Below are 15,456 nucleotides of genomic sequence, written 5' to 3' on the forward strand. Positions count from 1 at the left end.
ACACGATTTTTTGACACAAATCCTGACACAATCATGACACAAAATAGGGTTTATTTGGATTATTTAATGCAACAAATAAAACATATGCAACATTTAAGAAATTAAAAAAGGGCTTACAAGTCATTGAAATTGCTTGTAAACCCTTGTTTTATATTGGTAGGCATATCCAGATTTGAACTGGAGACCTCTACGATGTCAACGTAGCGCTCTAACCAACTGAGCTATACGCCTATATGTAGTGGATAATAGCGAGTAGCAAAAAGAAAAACAAGATAAATGCTTGCTCATATGAATTATATGGTTGAGATTTAAGCAAAATATAATCAAGAAAATTTATCTGAGCAACGGAATACCCCATTATGATCAAAATACTGCGTATAATTTATAATGTTTTTAATACACATTATGGAATACCATATGACTGACCATCTCACAGAAGTTTGGCAAACGCTTTCAGATGAAGAAATGCAATTATATAGTCGACAAATTTTCTTAGATGGATGGGACATTGAAGCACAGGAAAAGCTTAAACTAGCGAATGTAATCATTATTGGTGCTGGAGGAATTGGGTGTATAGTTTCTGAATTACTCGCACGTGCTGGTGTAGGTAAAATTACTCTTGTAGATCATGATCAGGTAGATTCAAGCAACTTACAAAGACAGATAGGTTTTAATTCAGAAGACATTGGATTTTTTAAGGCCGAAGTCGTTGCTAATAAACTAAAAAAAATAAATACGCATATTAATGTTATTGCAGTAACGCATCCTTTAACAGAAGAAAATATAACTTCTTTATTTACAGGGCAGGATATTGTTCTTGATGGGTGTGATAATTTTAAAACACGCTATCTTACTAATTTATTTGCTTATCAGTTCGAAATACCTTTATTAAGTGCTTCAGCAATAGGTTATGATGGACAATTATTTATGATACATCCACCTTCTGCCTGTTATGAGTGTTTATTCCCTTATGCTATAAAAGAAGATGAAGCAAAACGCTGTAGTGATACAGGTGTTCTGGCAACAGTTCCAAATGTGATGGGAGCTTTACAAGCACACCATGCACTAATCTACTTAGGATTAGGTAAGATGCCTTTACTAGAGAAACTTCTTTTGTGGAATGGTTTAAACATGACACAACGTATTGTCAAATTTGAAAAAGATGAAGAATGTACTGTTTGCCGATTAAAAATATGATTAAATTATTTTTTTTGTTAAACTAACCCCATTCTAGCTAACGTTCAAATATATGAAGAAAAGCCTGTTATTAAATGGTCTGCAATCGATCGCACGTATGAGTGAAACCACTTATGTGGCAGCAAAAGCAGGGATTAAGTATGCAACTGAAAAACCAAGTACTGCAAAATTAATGCGGGAAACGTTTGAAGAGCTAGGTTCAACATATATTAAACTAGGCCAGTTTATTGCAAGTACGCCATCTCTGTTTCCTAGAGAGTTTGTTGAGGAGTTTCAAGGCTGCTTAGATCAGACTCCTAAACTTCCATTTAGCTATATTGAATCTGTATTAAAAGAAGAGTTTAAAAATCAATCTTTAGATGATATTTTTTCCTTTATTGATCCCAATCCTTTGGCATCCGCTTCAATTGCACAAGTACATGCTGCAAAGTTAGTAACAGGTGAAGATGTTGTCATTAAGGTACAAAAACCTGGAGTTGAAAATATTTTATATACCGATTTGAATGTGCTGCATTGGTCTACTAAAATCTTAGAAAGGTTCATTCCAAAACTTAAATTTGCTTCTTTGGCAGATATCGTGGATGAAATAAAAACACGTATGATACGTGAGGTTGACTTTCTAGAGGAAGCAAATAATCTAGAAGATTTTGTTCAATACTTGCAGGCCACGCATAACCATGATGTGGTTGCGCCTAAAGTGTATCAGCAGCATACAACTCGCCGTGTACTTACAATGCAGCGTCTATATGGCGTGCCACTTACAGACTTTAAACTTGTTGAAAAATACAGTAAAGATGCCTCTCAGACACTCATAACAATTATGAATACTTGGTTTGGTAGTTTAATGATGTGTAAGAGTTTTCATGCAGATTTACATGCAGGAAATCTGATGCTGTTGGAAGATGGACGTGTTGGATTTATTGATTTTGGTATCGTTGGCGTTTTAAAGCCTCAGGTATGGCAAGCATGTATTTCATTTATGGATGCATTACAACATACCCAGTATTTAAGTATGGCGGCTGCTATGCTAGATATGGGGATGACACATCAAAAAGTAGATATCCAACAGTTAGCTAAAGATATAGAGCGTTTATTTAATGGTGTTGTACTTACTGATCCTCAAAAGATATTGGCAAGTAACCCTGCAGACCTAAATGAAATTATGCTTGATATTGTGGCAGTTGGAGAAAAACATGGCATTCATTTTCCGAGAGATTTTGCCCTGTTGTTTAAGCAAATTTTATATTTCGACCGCTTTATGAAAGTACTTGCACCTTATACAGATATCTATGCAGATGAACGTTTAAAAATGATTCAATCCTCCGCGGTTATTGATTAAATATGGATATTATTTTAGTTGAAGGTTTAAAAGTAGAGACAGTCATTGGATGTTTTGCTTGGGAAAGACAAATTCATCAGCCACTCTTACTTGATTTAACCATTTATTACGATTTATCAAATGCCGCAGTATCTGATGATTTGCAAGATACGATTAATTATGCGCAAATTTGTGATTTAAGTGCTGAGGTTATACAAATTGCAAAACCTCAGTTAATTGAACATGCTGCACAACTTGTATTAGAAAAATTATTTAAAACATTTGATGGTATTGAAAAAATCAGTATTACCATTCGTAAGCCTGCGATTATCGCGCAAGCAAATTCAGTAGGAATTCGTCTTGAACGCCAACGAAATGATTTTTGCTCTCGCATTAGCGAGTAACTCGAACGCTCAAGCTAATTTAGCTTGGGCACTTAAAGCGCTAGATAAATACGGGAATTTAACGATTTCTAAAGTATTTAAAATTCCATGTAGAGATGGGATTGGCGCAGACTATTTAAACTGTGCTTGTTTATTACATACAGCGCAAATATCTTTAGAGGATTTAGCTCCATTACTCAAACAACTTGAAGAAACTTCTGGCAGAATTAGACCATCTCATCAAATTTCTTTAGATATAGATTTAATTGCGTGGAAGGGAAGTGATGTAAGCGATATAGACTGGAACTTTAACAAAAAAAAGATGCCATTTGCGTTAGATGTAAAAATCCCTTTATATGAGCTTATTCAGCATCCAACGCTTATGTTTCATGACCAAGTAGCATATCAAACGATTAAGCTATTTCCGCAAAAGTCATCATCAATGATCTAAATATAATAACTGGTCTTTGTCATCAGTTTAGACATACTGGTCATAATGACGCAAATAGGTGGTGGCAAAACAACACCACCTGCCTCAAGTGCAGTATCACGATGATGCAATTCATCTTCATTCATTTGCTCTAGAATTTTTCTAGAACGTATATCTTGGTTCGGAAGCTGTTGTATATGATCTTCCAAATGTAAACTTACCTGACGTTCTGTTTCTGCAACAAAACCTAAGCTATATTTGTCACCTGCAATTCCTGCAACTGCACCCATTGTAAAAGACAAGGTATACCAAATAGGATTAAGAAAACTGGGTAGGCTATCTAATTCATTTAGGCGATCTTCACACCATGCCAAATGATCTTGTTCCTCAATGGCAGCTTGTTCCATCTCTCTTTTCACATTTGGAAGCTTAGCTGTTAAAGCTTGTCCATGATAAAGTGCTTGTGCACATACTTCTCCGCTATGATTGACTCGCATGAGTCCTGCGACATGTCGAGCCTCACGTATAGAAAGTGAAGATATGCTGTCTTCAGCAGGGTTTTTACGGTGTGCTGTTGTTGCACCCGGAACAAGGCTACGTAAACCTTGGTCAAACGACTGAATAATTTTATCGATACCTGAATAATTACGCATTAGTCTTATCCTCAGAAGGCCTGTGTTCTTTCATTAATGGCTGAATTTTTCTAAGTAACCAGAAACTAAATATAGCACTGAGTATTGCTGTAATACAGAAAAGAACTTTCATGTCTATTTTAAGTACACTTAAAATGAGTATAGAAAATATGGCAGAAGCTACCATAAATATTGCATTATAAATATTATTTGCCGCAACGATACGCGCACGATGTGATTGTGGTGAATAAGCTTGCATGAGTGCATAAAGTGGAACAATGTAGAAGCCACCACTTATGCCCAGTAAAATAATGGCAAGCATGACATGGTAATATACCCACCCATGTGTGAATATATCTGATAGCTGTAAGGTCACGGCTTGTTCAGGTACGAAATACAACGCCCCTGCAAGGTAAAATGCAAATACCGTTAACCCAAAAGCACCAATCGGGACCATTTTAATATTCACTTCAGAACCACCAATTTTTCTGCATAGTAGTGAACCAATACCAATACCCACAGAGAAAAAGGTAAGTAATAAACTAACAACATTTTCAGAAGCATTAAGGTATTTATGTGTTAGTTCAGGAATTTGCGTTAGGTAAGAGGCGCCATAAAACCAATACCATGAATTTCCTAAAAGAATCAGATAAATTAGAGGAATGCTTTTTGCGTAGGCCATGGTCTGCCAGCTGGTACGGAAAAAGTTCCAATCTATGGTCAGATGGTCATCATTTAGAGGCTGTTTTAAAATAAATCGACTAGAGATATAGCCTAAGAGAGCAATGGTTAAGACAGTAACACATACCCACATTAGATGATCATGTGAGATAGAAATGACTGCACCACCTAAAATCATACCAAATAAGATAGCAAGAGATGTACCTGTTTGAAACAGTGCATTTCCTGTCATCAACTCATTTGGTTTTAAAATCTCGGGCAAGATTGCATATTTAATTGGGCCAAAAAAGGTGGAATGGACACCCATTAAAAATAATGAAAATAGTAAAAGTGATATATGTCCTAAGAGAAAACCGCAAGAACCAATAATCATAATGCCAATTTCAAGTAGCTTGATATAACGAATTAACTGCGATCGTTCAAACTTATCTGCAATTTGTCCTGCTGTGGCAGAGAAGATAAAGTAGGGTAAGATAAACAATAGTGCCGCTAAATTATTTAAAATACTGATATTATTGCTTGTGTTTTGAATGAGTCCATAAGTAATGACGAGCAACAATGATTGTTTATATACGTTATCGTTTAGGGCGCCAAAAAATTGTGTTAAAAACATTGGAAGAAAGCGCCGTGATGTTAGTAACGTTTGTTTTTTTTCCATATTGTAGATACGCTCAAAAAAAACTGTAGAATTATAGATAGATGATGGATTATCTCATTATTAAAATGATGTATGATAGATCAAACTTGATGGAACTGCCTCTTTGTTGCATGTTTTGTTACAAACGCAGCATCATTCCGACAATAAAAAAACTGGTTGTTGCTCTCTATGCTTTTAAAAAAACATTTTAAAAAGTTGGTTCTTGTTCAACATGTACAAAATATATTAAAGGTGAATGATATTCAGCGTTTAATATGCACCACTTTGTTATTTGGTTTTTGTTCATATAGTGTTGCGCAAACAGCAGATACAAATAGTACTTCGTCGAAAACAATAAATAATGCAACTCAGCTCGACAGTATGCAGCTTTTACAACAACAGCAACAGAATCCTACTTTAACTGACTTTAAACCTATAGATTTAAAGGATTTAGATAATATACCAAGTGCCTCTGTTGATGCGAGTATGTCGCAAGAAATCATGCAAGATGCAGATCAGGCCAAACAACAAGCACAGATGAGTAGAGAAAAAAACCTACCTGTGACAAATACGAAAATCCCTCCACAAACAGCAGCCCAGATTACACAGATTCAAAACAATACTGTTAATGTGAATGAGGTCATGCAGTCTATTGAAACTGCGCATAAAAATGATCTTACTCAGGCACAAATAAATAGTAGTCAGAAAAAAGGTGCCATTTTTGATGATGCCACTTTTGACGTTCAGCCTGAGGAAGAAGAAAAGGGCTTCTTTAAACGTCTAATTCATCGTTTTAAACCTCGTAGTGACAGTACTGCTGTTTCTACACCAAAAATTTCAGTTCAAGTGGAAGGTGCACCGCCTATTCTTGAAACAAATATAAAAAATAAGTTATCTACGTTTACGCAAGAAACTTTTGAAGATTATAGTTCGGCATTACCACAATTACGTACGCAAACGACGCAAGCAGCACAGGCAGTTGGCTATTATAATGCTCAGTTTAAATTTCAAAAGATAAGTAGCAGTAAGGTTCGAGTCATTGTTACTCCGAATGAACCTGTTAAGGTTGCTCAGCAAGATATTGAATTCACAGGTGAAGGCTCTAGCACACCCCAGTTTCAAATTATTCGTTTAATTCCTGATTTAGATATTGGTGATATTTTAAACCAAGGAAAATATGAAAAAACTAAATCTCGAATTGTAGAAGCAGCCAGTGATAATGGATATTTTGATGCCTATTGGCGATTACACGATCTAAAAATTCAGCTTCCTGAAAATAAAGCAGATATTAATTTACGTTATGAAACTGGACAGAGATATAAGTTATCGAATGTTGAGTTCCGAATGAGTGATCCAACAAAACCATTTCCTCTAAATATGAAAGTCCTACAAAGTATGGTGCCTTGGGATAAGGGGGATGATTATGCATTTTGGCGTGTGAACACATTGGCGAATAACTTAACAAACAGCAGATACTTTAACTGGAGTCTTGTCGAAACGGTTAAACCTGATCCAGTTACAAAACCGTTAGAGTTACCACCTGATATTCAAGCATTGGTTGACCAGCAAAAAATTACATTGAGTGAAGCACAGTCTGAAAATACATCCAATCAATCTAAAGAAACCAATACCACAGCTTCATCTAAAGAGATTAAACAACACGTAGTAGATGAGCAGCAATTTGCCGGTACTGAAGATAAAACTAAGAAAGAAGATGGACAAGTCGATTCACAAAAATCACAAAATACTGAGCAAAATAAATTAAAAGCTCAGGCACGAGAAACAAAAGAAGTGCCTGTGATCGTGACTATTAATGCAGATAAATTGAACAGTGCTGAACTCGGTCTGGGTTATGGAACAGACACGGGTGTGCGTGTACGTACACAATATCGCCGTGCAATCGTAAACCGTTTTGGCCATTCGTTTGATGCCAATATGGAAGTTTCCCAGATTCGTCAAGCTATTGATGCGCACTATACAATTCCATATAAACATCCATTAAATGATTATTTTAATTTGGTTTCTGGTTATGAACGTAATCAGTTCGATGGTGTGGGCCCAAATATGAGCCTGACCACAGAAACAGCGATTGCAGGTGCGGAGAGAATTATTCGTAATCCTTTTGGTGGATGGCAACAGTCTTTTGGATTCCGTTATCGTTTAGATAAAATTCACCAAATTGGTCAAGTAAATACCGATGATGTGCCAGCAGCATTTTTAAGACCAGGTTCAAGCCCTGAGCAACAGGCATTACTATTGGGATATCAACTTTCAAAAACCAATAGTAATGATCCTGTAAATCCTGTGAAAGGTTTTAAACAAACATATAAGCTTCAACTTGGTTCAAAATCAGTCGTGTCTGATGCAAATATGGCAATTTTAAATGCTGATTGGAATTTTATTTATTCACTTGGAAAAAATTATAATCATCAGTTTATTGGTGGTGCAAAATTGGCATATATCTTTACAGATGATTTTGCCAATGTTCCATATAACTTAAGATTCTTTGCTGGTGGCGATCAGAGTTTACGTGGATTTGATTATAAAGCCTTATCTCCTGAAGAAGATGGCTATAAAATTGGTGGTCAAGGATTGGCAGTCGGTTCATTAGAATATAACTATCAGTTTAAAGAAGGGTGGCGTGCAGCAATTTTTACTGATTTTGGAAATGCATATAACAAAAACTTTAGTAATCCAATTGCATACAGTATTGGTACAGGAATTCGCTGGCAATCACCGATTGGACCTATACGTTTAGATATTGCCTCTGGTATTTCTGATCCAGGACATCCTATTCGTTTGCATTTCTTTATTGGTTCTGAACTTTGATTTTTGGATGAGATAACATGACGGTACAACAAGAAAAGCCAAAATCAGGTTGGTTAAAAAGAATTTTTATTTCTCTATTATTAATTTTTGTAGTGTTATTGGCTGCACTGGCAATCATGTTTTCAACAGAGCGAGGCAGTAAGTTTTTATTAGACCGCGTACTCTCACATCAAAGTATGCTGAAATATCAATATGAGCGTGGTAGTTTTCTAGACGGTCTTATTTTAAATAATGTCGATGTGAACTTAGATGCACTCGAAATTAAGATTAAGCGTGCCGATTTAGTCATTGGGTGGCGTGCTGTTTTAGAGCAAGAGGTTCATTTTTCTCGTGCTAATATTCAAGAATTACAAATTATTGATAAAAAGCCGCCAAGTAATAAGCCATTTGAATTTAGTGATATTAATATGCCTGTTACATTGCGGTTGGATCAGGCGAATCTAGATATATTAAGAATCAAAACAACCACATCTAGTACAGATTTGAAAGATTTGCACCTTAAAGACACTTTATGGAAGGGCACTAAACTCACTTTTAAAGAGGCTAACTTAAAAGTTGGTGATTATGTTGCTATTCATAAAGCTAAAGGGATGATGGATTTTAAACAAAAATATCCATTGAATGTGACAGCACAGGTAGATATTCCATCATTGCATGCCATTAATATAAAAAATATTTCGGTAGATGCAAGAGGAACACTAGATTCGATTGCTGCAGGGTTTGCAACAAATACACCAGACTTACTGAGCGGTAGAATGATTGTTCACCCTGTGCGTGAAAATGTTCCAATGAAAGGGCAATTGAACTTTAAAAACTATCATTTACCATTTGCGACAGATCAAAAACTGTTTATTCCATCTGGAACTGCATATTTAAATGGTTCGGCTTCGGATATGTCTATCAATTTAAATGCAGAATTATCTGGCAAGGATGTACCTAAAGGAAGCTATAGAGCAGACTTATATGTAGATTATGTGCATCAAATGAAGATTAACCAGTTCCAAGGAAATTTAATGGGAGGTGTTATTAACCTTTCAGGAATTTTAAACTGGGAAAAAGCTTTGCGTTGGGATGTAAAAGGCAATTTAAATGGTCTAAAAGCCTCAGATCAATCAATTCCCGCATCAATTAAAGACTTTTTACCTCCAGATATGGATGGTACTTTAGGTGCTGTAGGTGACTTAGATAAGGGAACACATTTAAATGCATTTATTAATTTTAATAAATACGAAAAAATCAATTTTAAGTTAGCACAATCAGAACAAAATCCAACAGATCCGAAAGTAACATCACCTATGAAAATGAATGTTTCATGGTCTGATATGAATCGTGCAATGCCTTATATTGGTTGGTTAAATAGTCCAAAAGGGCAAGCAGATATTGTACTTGATGGACAAAAAACTTCGGTAAATACAAATTTAGATGTTGTTAAAAATCCGAAAGGAACGTTACCAACAGGACAATATCTAGCAAATATTTTACTTAACGGTAATGATTTAAATATACCTGAGTTTAAGTATATTACACCGCAAGGTGGATTAGTTGGCGATGCTAAAGTCTTACTGCCTACTGAAAAAATACTCTTGAAGTGGGATGCTAATTTACAAGCAAAAAACTTTAATCCACAAACTGTCGCAGAAGCTGCACCTGTTGATTTATTGAATGGCTCATTTAAAGCGAATGGCTATGCAGAGAAAGATGCACAAATTATACAGTTAAAAGCGATTGATTTAACTGGAAAAATGGCACAGCAAAAAGAGACTATTCAATTAACAGGAGAAACCACAGCTTCTATTCTAATGAATGATGAAAAGCATGGTGGTGGGTTACGTGGTTATGGTGTCATTTATCATGGAAACTTAAAATCTAGTCAGTATCCAGATGCCAATGGCGCATTAAATATAAAAATTGCTGGTACTGCAGATAGTATTCAAGTGAATCAATTCCAACATGAAGGAACAGCAGGAAAAATCTTGGCAAATGGTATTGTAAGTTTACACAATGGCATTGGTTGGAATATGAATGCTTCATTGGTTAAGTTTAAACCTCAATACTTTGTTTCTAAGGTTCAAGGTGAAGTTTCAGGTGTTATTAAAACACAAGGGGTTTGGTCTGATCACGCAAAACGTATCTCTATAGAGGATTTAAATTTAGCAGGGATTATTAATCGCCAGATTCTTCGCGGTAAAGGGAAACTTAGTTTAGTACTTAATACCAAAAATAATACTCTTGTACCACAACAGTTTGAAGCAAATAATTTATTCCTTGCTTATGCTGGGAATCAAGTTCAGGTTACGGGAAATGCGCAAGATTTAGATGTAAAACTAAATGCACCTTCGCTTTCTAATATATATGGTGGGCTGTCTGGAAATGCTTACGGTACATTACATCTAAAAACTCAACCAAATTTAAAAGCAATTGCAAATATTAATATAGATCGTTTGGTGTACGGTGGCCAGTTAAATGTTGAGAAAGTACGTATTCGTGGTGAGTTACCGACTTCAGAAACGACGCCAAGTACGCTAAAAGCAGAGCTGACTAACCTAAATTATGGCAATAGACAAATTCAATATGGTGGGTTAACACTTTCGGGTACACGCTCTTCACATATTGTAAGCTTGCAAGCATGGAATAGATATTCAAAGTTTTATGTCCAATTAGCAGGTGGTTTTAATGCAAATAATGATTGGTTAGGACAAATCCAAAAAGGAACTTTTGACTCTGTTCGTGCGGTGCTGAATCAACAGTCGAATGCGAATGTCGTTTACCGTACAGGCACTAAACAGCTTTATATTGGTGAGCATTGTTGGGCAAGTAATCAAAGTAAATTGTGTTTTGATAAGCCAGTTCAAATTAGTCCAACAAGTGGAGATGTTTCTTTCGTTGCAAACAATTTGAACTTAAATGATTTCTCTGCATTTATGCCAAGTGGTTTAGCTATGACTGGGGAAGTTGATGGTTATGCTAAAGCACATTGGTCAGAAGGCCATAAACCAAATATTGATGCAAGTATCATTGCCAAAAATGGTCAGATTGGTGTTGCATCGGATGATCCTGATGATCCAGCGACAACAACCAGTTATCAGCAAATGAGTCTTATTGCAAAGAGTGTAACTGAAGGTCTACTTATGCGTTTTGATGTCAAAACGGCAAACATTGGTAATGGTTATGCAAGTGTGGTCATTAATCCGTATGATCAGAATTTGCCAATGCAGGGTGAACTAGCATTCTCAAATGTTGACCTAAAATTCTTAAAACCATTCATTCAAGATGTGAGAAGTATAGGTGGTACATTAGATTTTGCTGGAAAAGTAGGAGGAACACTTTCTAAGCCACTAGCAACAGGTGATTTAAGGTTAAAAGATGGTTCTATTAGTATGATCTCTATGCCTGTGAATCTGACAAATATTCAGATGTATTCTGCTGTTCGGCAAAATCAAGCAACAATTATGGGTATTTTTAACAGTGGGCCGGGTACAGGAAAAATTGATGGTTTTGTAAATTGGGCAAATGATTTACATGTCCAACTAAAAGTACAGGGTGATAATTTACTTGTTAAACAAACACCACTTGTCACTGCTTTGGTGAACACTAAAGTCGATTTAGATATTTATCCAATGTCTCGTAGTGTTGTCGTGAATGGAAAAATTGATATTCCTCGTGCGATTATTAATATGCCAGAGACAAGCCCAGATGTAATTAATGTTTCTTCAGATGCACGCGTTGTTCATTCTGGAGACGACCTAATCGCGATTCTTAAAGCATCTAAACCTTGGAATATACAAGCTGATATTGATTTGTCTTTAGGTGACCGCGTGGTCTTTCAAGGATTCAATAGCCGTATTCCTTTAACGGGAAGATTATATTTATCTCAGCGTGGTAGTGAAATTGCTATGAGTGCTAATGGAGCTATTGGCGTCAGTCAGAAAGTGAAGATTGAAGCATATGGTCAATCATTAGATCTTAATCGTGCGATTGCACGTTTTAATGGCCCTTTGGCAAACCCAACTTTAGATATTGATACCACGAAAAAAATCTCAAATACGACCGTCGGTGTAAGAATTACGGGTACAGCAACCACACCGAATATTCAAATTTATAATGATGGTGGCTTATCTGAACAAGAAGCATTGAATGCGTTAATTACAGGCCGTATTAATGAGGGAAGTAGTAGCTTAAGTCAAACTGAGGGCTTTAAGTCTGATGTAAATAACACGTTGGCTGCGGCAGGGATTAGTCTAGGACTGGGTGGGACACGTGCATTCACAAATCAGATAGGCCATGCTTTTGGCTTAAGTGGTTTAGCATTAGATGCCCAAGGTACTGGTAGCGATACTCAAGTTAGTGTGACTGGCTATATTACTCCAGATCTATATCTTCGTTATGGTGTAGGCGTATTTACTGCAGTAAATACACTGACATTACGTTATCAAATGAATAGACGCTTGTATTTAGAAGCAAGTGAGTCAGTTGAAAGAGCTATTGATGTATTTTATAACTGGCGTTTTTAGATAAGTGATTTTTTATTGTCATTTAAGTTTTTAAACTTAAATGACAATATTTATTACTTTAAGTTTCTTATTTTATTGGTATAAACGATTTGTAGACTGTTGGGTAGTTTGTATATAAATAAACACCGAATTGTCTACATATGTGCCCAATGAAACTAAATAATCAAATATTGACTCAATTATACTTACTGAAAAAGGTCAGACTATTTTATAGAGACTCAGACTTAATTGGCCTTTCTATTCGGGCTACAACTAAAAGTAAAGTGTATATCGTAGAAAGAAGAAGTTTAGGTAAGCTTCATAGTGACATTGGGTTGTACTGAAGCAAAGAAAAAAGAATAAGATGAAAAAAATCTTACGTTGAAACAAGCTTTTGATTTGTACCCTAAGCATAGAAAATTAAAGCATCTTTCAATTAATACCTATAATCATTGTATTGGTACATTTCTTAAGGAGTGGCTTAGTCAGCCTATTTTTGAAATTACTAAGAAGCAGATTTTTGATAATTTCTTAAAACTATCGAAATATAGTGAATCACAGGCAAATTTGGTGCTCAAGGTGTTTGGATCGATATGGTGATTTGCTCATACATTATTCGAGTGATAAAAATCCGATACTCAAGCATAACTCAGTAGGCATGATTCCTGCAAAAAAGGGGGGAACAAAGTCAAACCACGCACTAGACACTTAGATGAAGCATAGATCCATACATATCAATGCTGTTCTAAACTACTACACCGAAGGATCTCTCTATGATGATGAATCTAAGAACGCGGTAAGAGATTCGGTGCTTTTTATTATCTATACAGGCTGTCGTATAAACGAAGTAGAAACACTGAAATGGGAAAATATAGATATTGAAAAGGGTTTTTTTGTATTCAAAAATCCTAAAATGGAGATGACCGTATACTTCCGAGGAGTGATCATCTTTTTTAATACGACCCGTGCCGTAGAAAAACTCTTTCGTGGTGGGGAAGGAACGTTGTCGAAGTATTGCAAATATGGAATTATTTTTTTCTTACATTAATATTTAGATGCAAAATTTACTAGTGAGGGTTGTCTTTGGCTTGCTGGCGTCGATAAGTTATTGTCTTGGGATAACTAAATAATTGGAAGCACTGTGGTGATACAATTAGGATTCTGCTAGATGATGCAAAAATAGATTCTCGAAAGTATATAGAGAAATATCGATGTGAATTATTAAAGAAGTCCTGAAATTATATCAATTAATTTATATATATGATATTTATATAATATTTTCAAGTGGTGTGTTAAAAATATGGATTCTCAAGATATTGAACTTGCTATAAATACACTTTATTCATATAGCGGATATGAGCGTGAAGCTAGTTTAAGAAGACTGCAAGGATGTTTTGAAGAAAAACTGTTTTCCCATTTGCTGATCAGGTTAAGTGATTATGTACCTATTAATCAGCAGTTAGCTGCTGAGCATTTATTATTATGGTGTGAAAAAGATAACGGTTCAAATTTGTGTATTCAGTATTTTTTAGATATTTACGCAATTCAGTATAGGGTAAGAGCTGTTAAAGAAGTTAGCGATGCATTAAAGTATAAAATTTCTGAAAAAATGGATGAAGTAAAGTTAATAATCAAGACACAGCAAGGTGCATTAAGTAGAACTTTATTTGATTATATCCTAGAAAAAAGTTTGATTGATAATGCAGAATTACTTTATCTTTCTGAAAATGCAAGTGATTATTATATTAGAAAGTACTGGATTAGCTCATTATTGAGTTCAACAAACAATGTACCACTCTTAGAGAAAAGTTTTAAACAAGCAAAATATGTTGATGTTCAAAAAGCTATTGTTCATCACATGTATGATCTAGGTGAATTAAGCATTAATTTTTTAATTGATATCCTAAATAGTAGGTACTTCACAATAATTGAGTTTGCTATTTTTGTATTAAAAAATAGAAATTTTGATTTTAATAAATATTTTTCTGAAGAATTTGAAAAAAACTTAAGTCAAAAATCAATAAAAAATCATCTTTTAAAAATTATTATTTTGAATTTAGATAAACGTGAATTTTATCTATATTTTAGAAAATTAAGTAATAAACAAATCATAACTTCTGTTCTATATAGAGCATTGAAAGTAAAATACTTATCCTTAAGTGAAATTGTAAGTCTCGTACACGATAAAAAAATAGGAATCCCATGGTCACTTATAAAAAAAATTTTTAAAATAGACTGTGATTTAATATATATAGATGAGTTGTCTAGTGTATCTACATCAAAAATTGATCTAAATAATAGGTTAGAAATATATTATGATTTGTCATTCTGGGGAAGAATTGAATGGTTAACTTTAATATGGAAGTACTGTAATACGAAGGATGACTACGTGATCTTAAAAAATTACGTTATAGATTTATTAGAAGTTGTAAAATATGAGTACTATCCACCTTTTTGGACAAAGGAAAAAAAACAAGCCTGTTGGATTATTTTTAGTAATATTGGGATAGTTTTAAATATTTCAGAAGATTTCAAAGAGCCTTATTTGAAAATAAAAACATTTTTAAATTAGAAATGCAACTTAAATGATTAAAGTAAAAGCTAATTTCAATTATTAGGTAAAATAAGATACATTTTTTATAGAATGGTCATCTCATAATGGCTTTGTTGCACAAAGGTTTGAAAGGCAGAGCTATCCTAATTGAGCCAAATTTAAGTAGTAACTTGGGTATGAGGGCGACCTAGCTCGGTGAATTTATTCAAGACTGCTATGCGTGCATGAATTTCATTTACCTGACTAGGGAAACTCCTTGCTGTTAATTTATCGCCTAATAATTTGATGCAATGCATCTTGGTTTC

At 34.8% G+C, this 15,456-nt stretch carries 10 protein-coding genes, 1 tRNA gene and 1 pseudogene; 8 read left to right on the top strand and 4 right to left on the bottom strand.

What is annotated here, in order from left to right; translation table 11 throughout:
- Positions 1 to 154: 154 nt before the first annotated feature.
- Positions 155 to 231 (bottom strand) — tRNA-Val (locus I2F23_RS12335).
- A gap of 186 nt (positions 232 to 417) precedes the next feature.
- Between I2F23_RS12335 and I2F23_RS12340 the strand changes: the two genes are divergently transcribed.
- From I2F23_RS12340 to I2F23_RS12355, 4 genes are read left to right on the top strand one after another with little or no spacing between them, the layout of a single operon-like run.
- Positions 418 to 1,197, top strand: a complete 780-nt coding sequence (locus I2F23_RS12340; RefSeq protein WP_195772891.1) for a HesA/MoeB/ThiF family protein — start codon at positions 418 to 420, stop codon at positions 1,195 to 1,197.
- Between the two features lie 52 nt (positions 1,198 to 1,249).
- Complete coding sequence (locus tag I2F23_RS12345) at positions 1,250 to 2,536, top strand: ABC1 kinase family protein (RefSeq protein WP_195772892.1); 1,287 nt, start codon at positions 1,250 to 1,252, stop codon at positions 2,534 to 2,536.
- Positions 2,537 to 2,538: 2 nt separating this feature from the next.
- Positions 2,539 to 2,919 carry a dihydroneopterin aldolase gene (gene folB / locus I2F23_RS12350; protein WP_195772893.1) on the top strand — a complete coding sequence of 127 codons (381 nt, stop codon included), beginning with the start codon at positions 2,539 to 2,541 and terminating at the stop codon, positions 2,917 to 2,919.
- Positions 2,876 to 3,349: a 2-amino-4-hydroxy-6-hydroxymethyldihydropteridine diphosphokinase gene (locus I2F23_RS12355; protein WP_195772894.1), complete on the top strand. Its 474-nt coding sequence runs from the start codon at positions 2,876 to 2,878 to the stop codon at positions 3,347 to 3,349. The genes folB and I2F23_RS12355 overlap by 44 nt, the downstream gene beginning before the upstream one ends.
- On the opposite strand, the gene coq7 is transcribed toward I2F23_RS12355, so the two are convergent.
- The gene (coq7, locus tag I2F23_RS12360; RefSeq protein ID WP_195772895.1) at positions 3,346 to 3,981 is read right to left on the bottom strand and encodes a 2-polyprenyl-3-methyl-6-methoxy-1,4-benzoquinone monooxygenase; all 636 of its coding nucleotides are present in this window, start codon (positions 3,979 to 3,981) and stop codon (positions 3,346 to 3,348) included. The two genes, I2F23_RS12355 and coq7, sit on opposite strands and share 4 nt — an antisense overlap.
- Positions 3,974 to 5,299 (bottom strand): MFS transporter, encoded by a 1,326-nt coding sequence (locus I2F23_RS12365; RefSeq protein WP_195772896.1) that lies wholly within the window; start codon positions 5,297 to 5,299, stop codon positions 3,974 to 3,976. The genes coq7 and I2F23_RS12365 overlap by 8 nt, the downstream gene beginning before the upstream one ends.
- Positions 5,300 to 5,467: 168 nt before the next feature.
- Between I2F23_RS12365 and I2F23_RS12370 the strand changes: the two genes are divergently transcribed.
- From I2F23_RS12370 to I2F23_RS12385, 4 genes are all read left to right on the top strand, one after another.
- Positions 5,468 to 8,107, top strand: a complete 2,640-nt coding sequence (locus I2F23_RS12370) for an autotransporter assembly complex protein TamA (RefSeq protein ID WP_195772897.1) — start codon at positions 5,468 to 5,470, stop codon at positions 8,105 to 8,107.
- A 17-nt stretch (positions 8,108 to 8,124) separates the two neighbouring features.
- The gene (locus I2F23_RS12375; protein WP_195772898.1) at positions 8,125 to 12,618 is read left to right on the top strand and encodes a translocation/assembly module TamB domain-containing protein; all 4,494 of its coding nucleotides are present in this window, start codon (positions 8,125 to 8,127) and stop codon (positions 12,616 to 12,618) included.
- Between the two features lie 691 nt (positions 12,619 to 13,309).
- The gene (locus I2F23_RS12380) at positions 13,310 to 13,645 is read left to right on the top strand and encodes a site-specific integrase (protein ID WP_195772899.1); all 336 of its coding nucleotides are present in this window, start codon (positions 13,310 to 13,312) and stop codon (positions 13,643 to 13,645) included.
- A 252-nt stretch (positions 13,646 to 13,897) separates the two neighbouring features.
- Positions 13,898 to 15,169, top strand: coding sequence for a hypothetical protein (locus I2F23_RS12385; protein ID WP_195772900.1), 1,272 nt, complete (start codon positions 13,898 to 13,900; stop codon positions 15,167 to 15,169).
- A 140-nt stretch (positions 15,170 to 15,309) separates the two neighbouring features.
- Here I2F23_RS12385 and I2F23_RS12390 read toward each other — a convergent pair.
- Positions 15,310 to 15,456 (bottom strand): annotated as a pseudogene (locus I2F23_RS12390) (IS5/IS1182 family transposase); the annotation flags it as partial.

Source organism: Acinetobacter pollinis (genome assembly GCF_015627175.1).
GTDB lineage: Bacteria > Pseudomonadota > Gammaproteobacteria > Pseudomonadales > Moraxellaceae > Acinetobacter > Acinetobacter pollinis.

Excerpts from the sequence above, each read along its gene's own strand:
- folB (WP_195772893.1), top strand. The coding sequence starts at position 2,539 with ATGGATATTATTTTAGTTGAAGGTTTAAAAGTAGAGACAGTCATTGGA.
- I2F23_RS12375 (WP_195772898.1), top strand. The coding sequence starts at position 8,125 with ATGACGGTACAACAAGAAAAGCCAAAATCAGGTTGGTTAAAAAGAATT.
- I2F23_RS12340 (WP_195772891.1), top strand. The coding sequence starts at position 418 with ATGACTGACCATCTCACAGAAGTTTGGCAAACGCTTTCAGATGAAGAA.
- I2F23_RS12385 (WP_195772900.1), top strand. The coding sequence starts at position 13,898 with ATGGATTCTCAAGATATTGAACTTGCTATAAATACACTTTATTCATAT.
- I2F23_RS12380 (WP_195772899.1), top strand. The coding sequence starts at position 13,310 with ATGAAGCATAGATCCATACATATCAATGCTGTTCTAAACTACTACACC.
- I2F23_RS12365 (WP_195772896.1), bottom strand. The coding sequence starts at position 5,299 with ATGGAAAAAAAACAAACGTTACTAACATCACGGCGCTTTCTTCCAATG.
- I2F23_RS12345 (WP_195772892.1), top strand. The coding sequence starts at position 1,250 with ATGAAGAAAAGCCTGTTATTAAATGGTCTGCAATCGATCGCACGTATG.
- coq7 (WP_195772895.1), bottom strand. The coding sequence starts at position 3,981 with ATGCGTAATTATTCAGGTATCGATAAAATTATTCAGTCGTTTGACCAA.
- I2F23_RS12370 (WP_195772897.1), top strand. The coding sequence starts at position 5,468 with ATGCTTTTAAAAAAACATTTTAAAAAGTTGGTTCTTGTTCAACATGTA.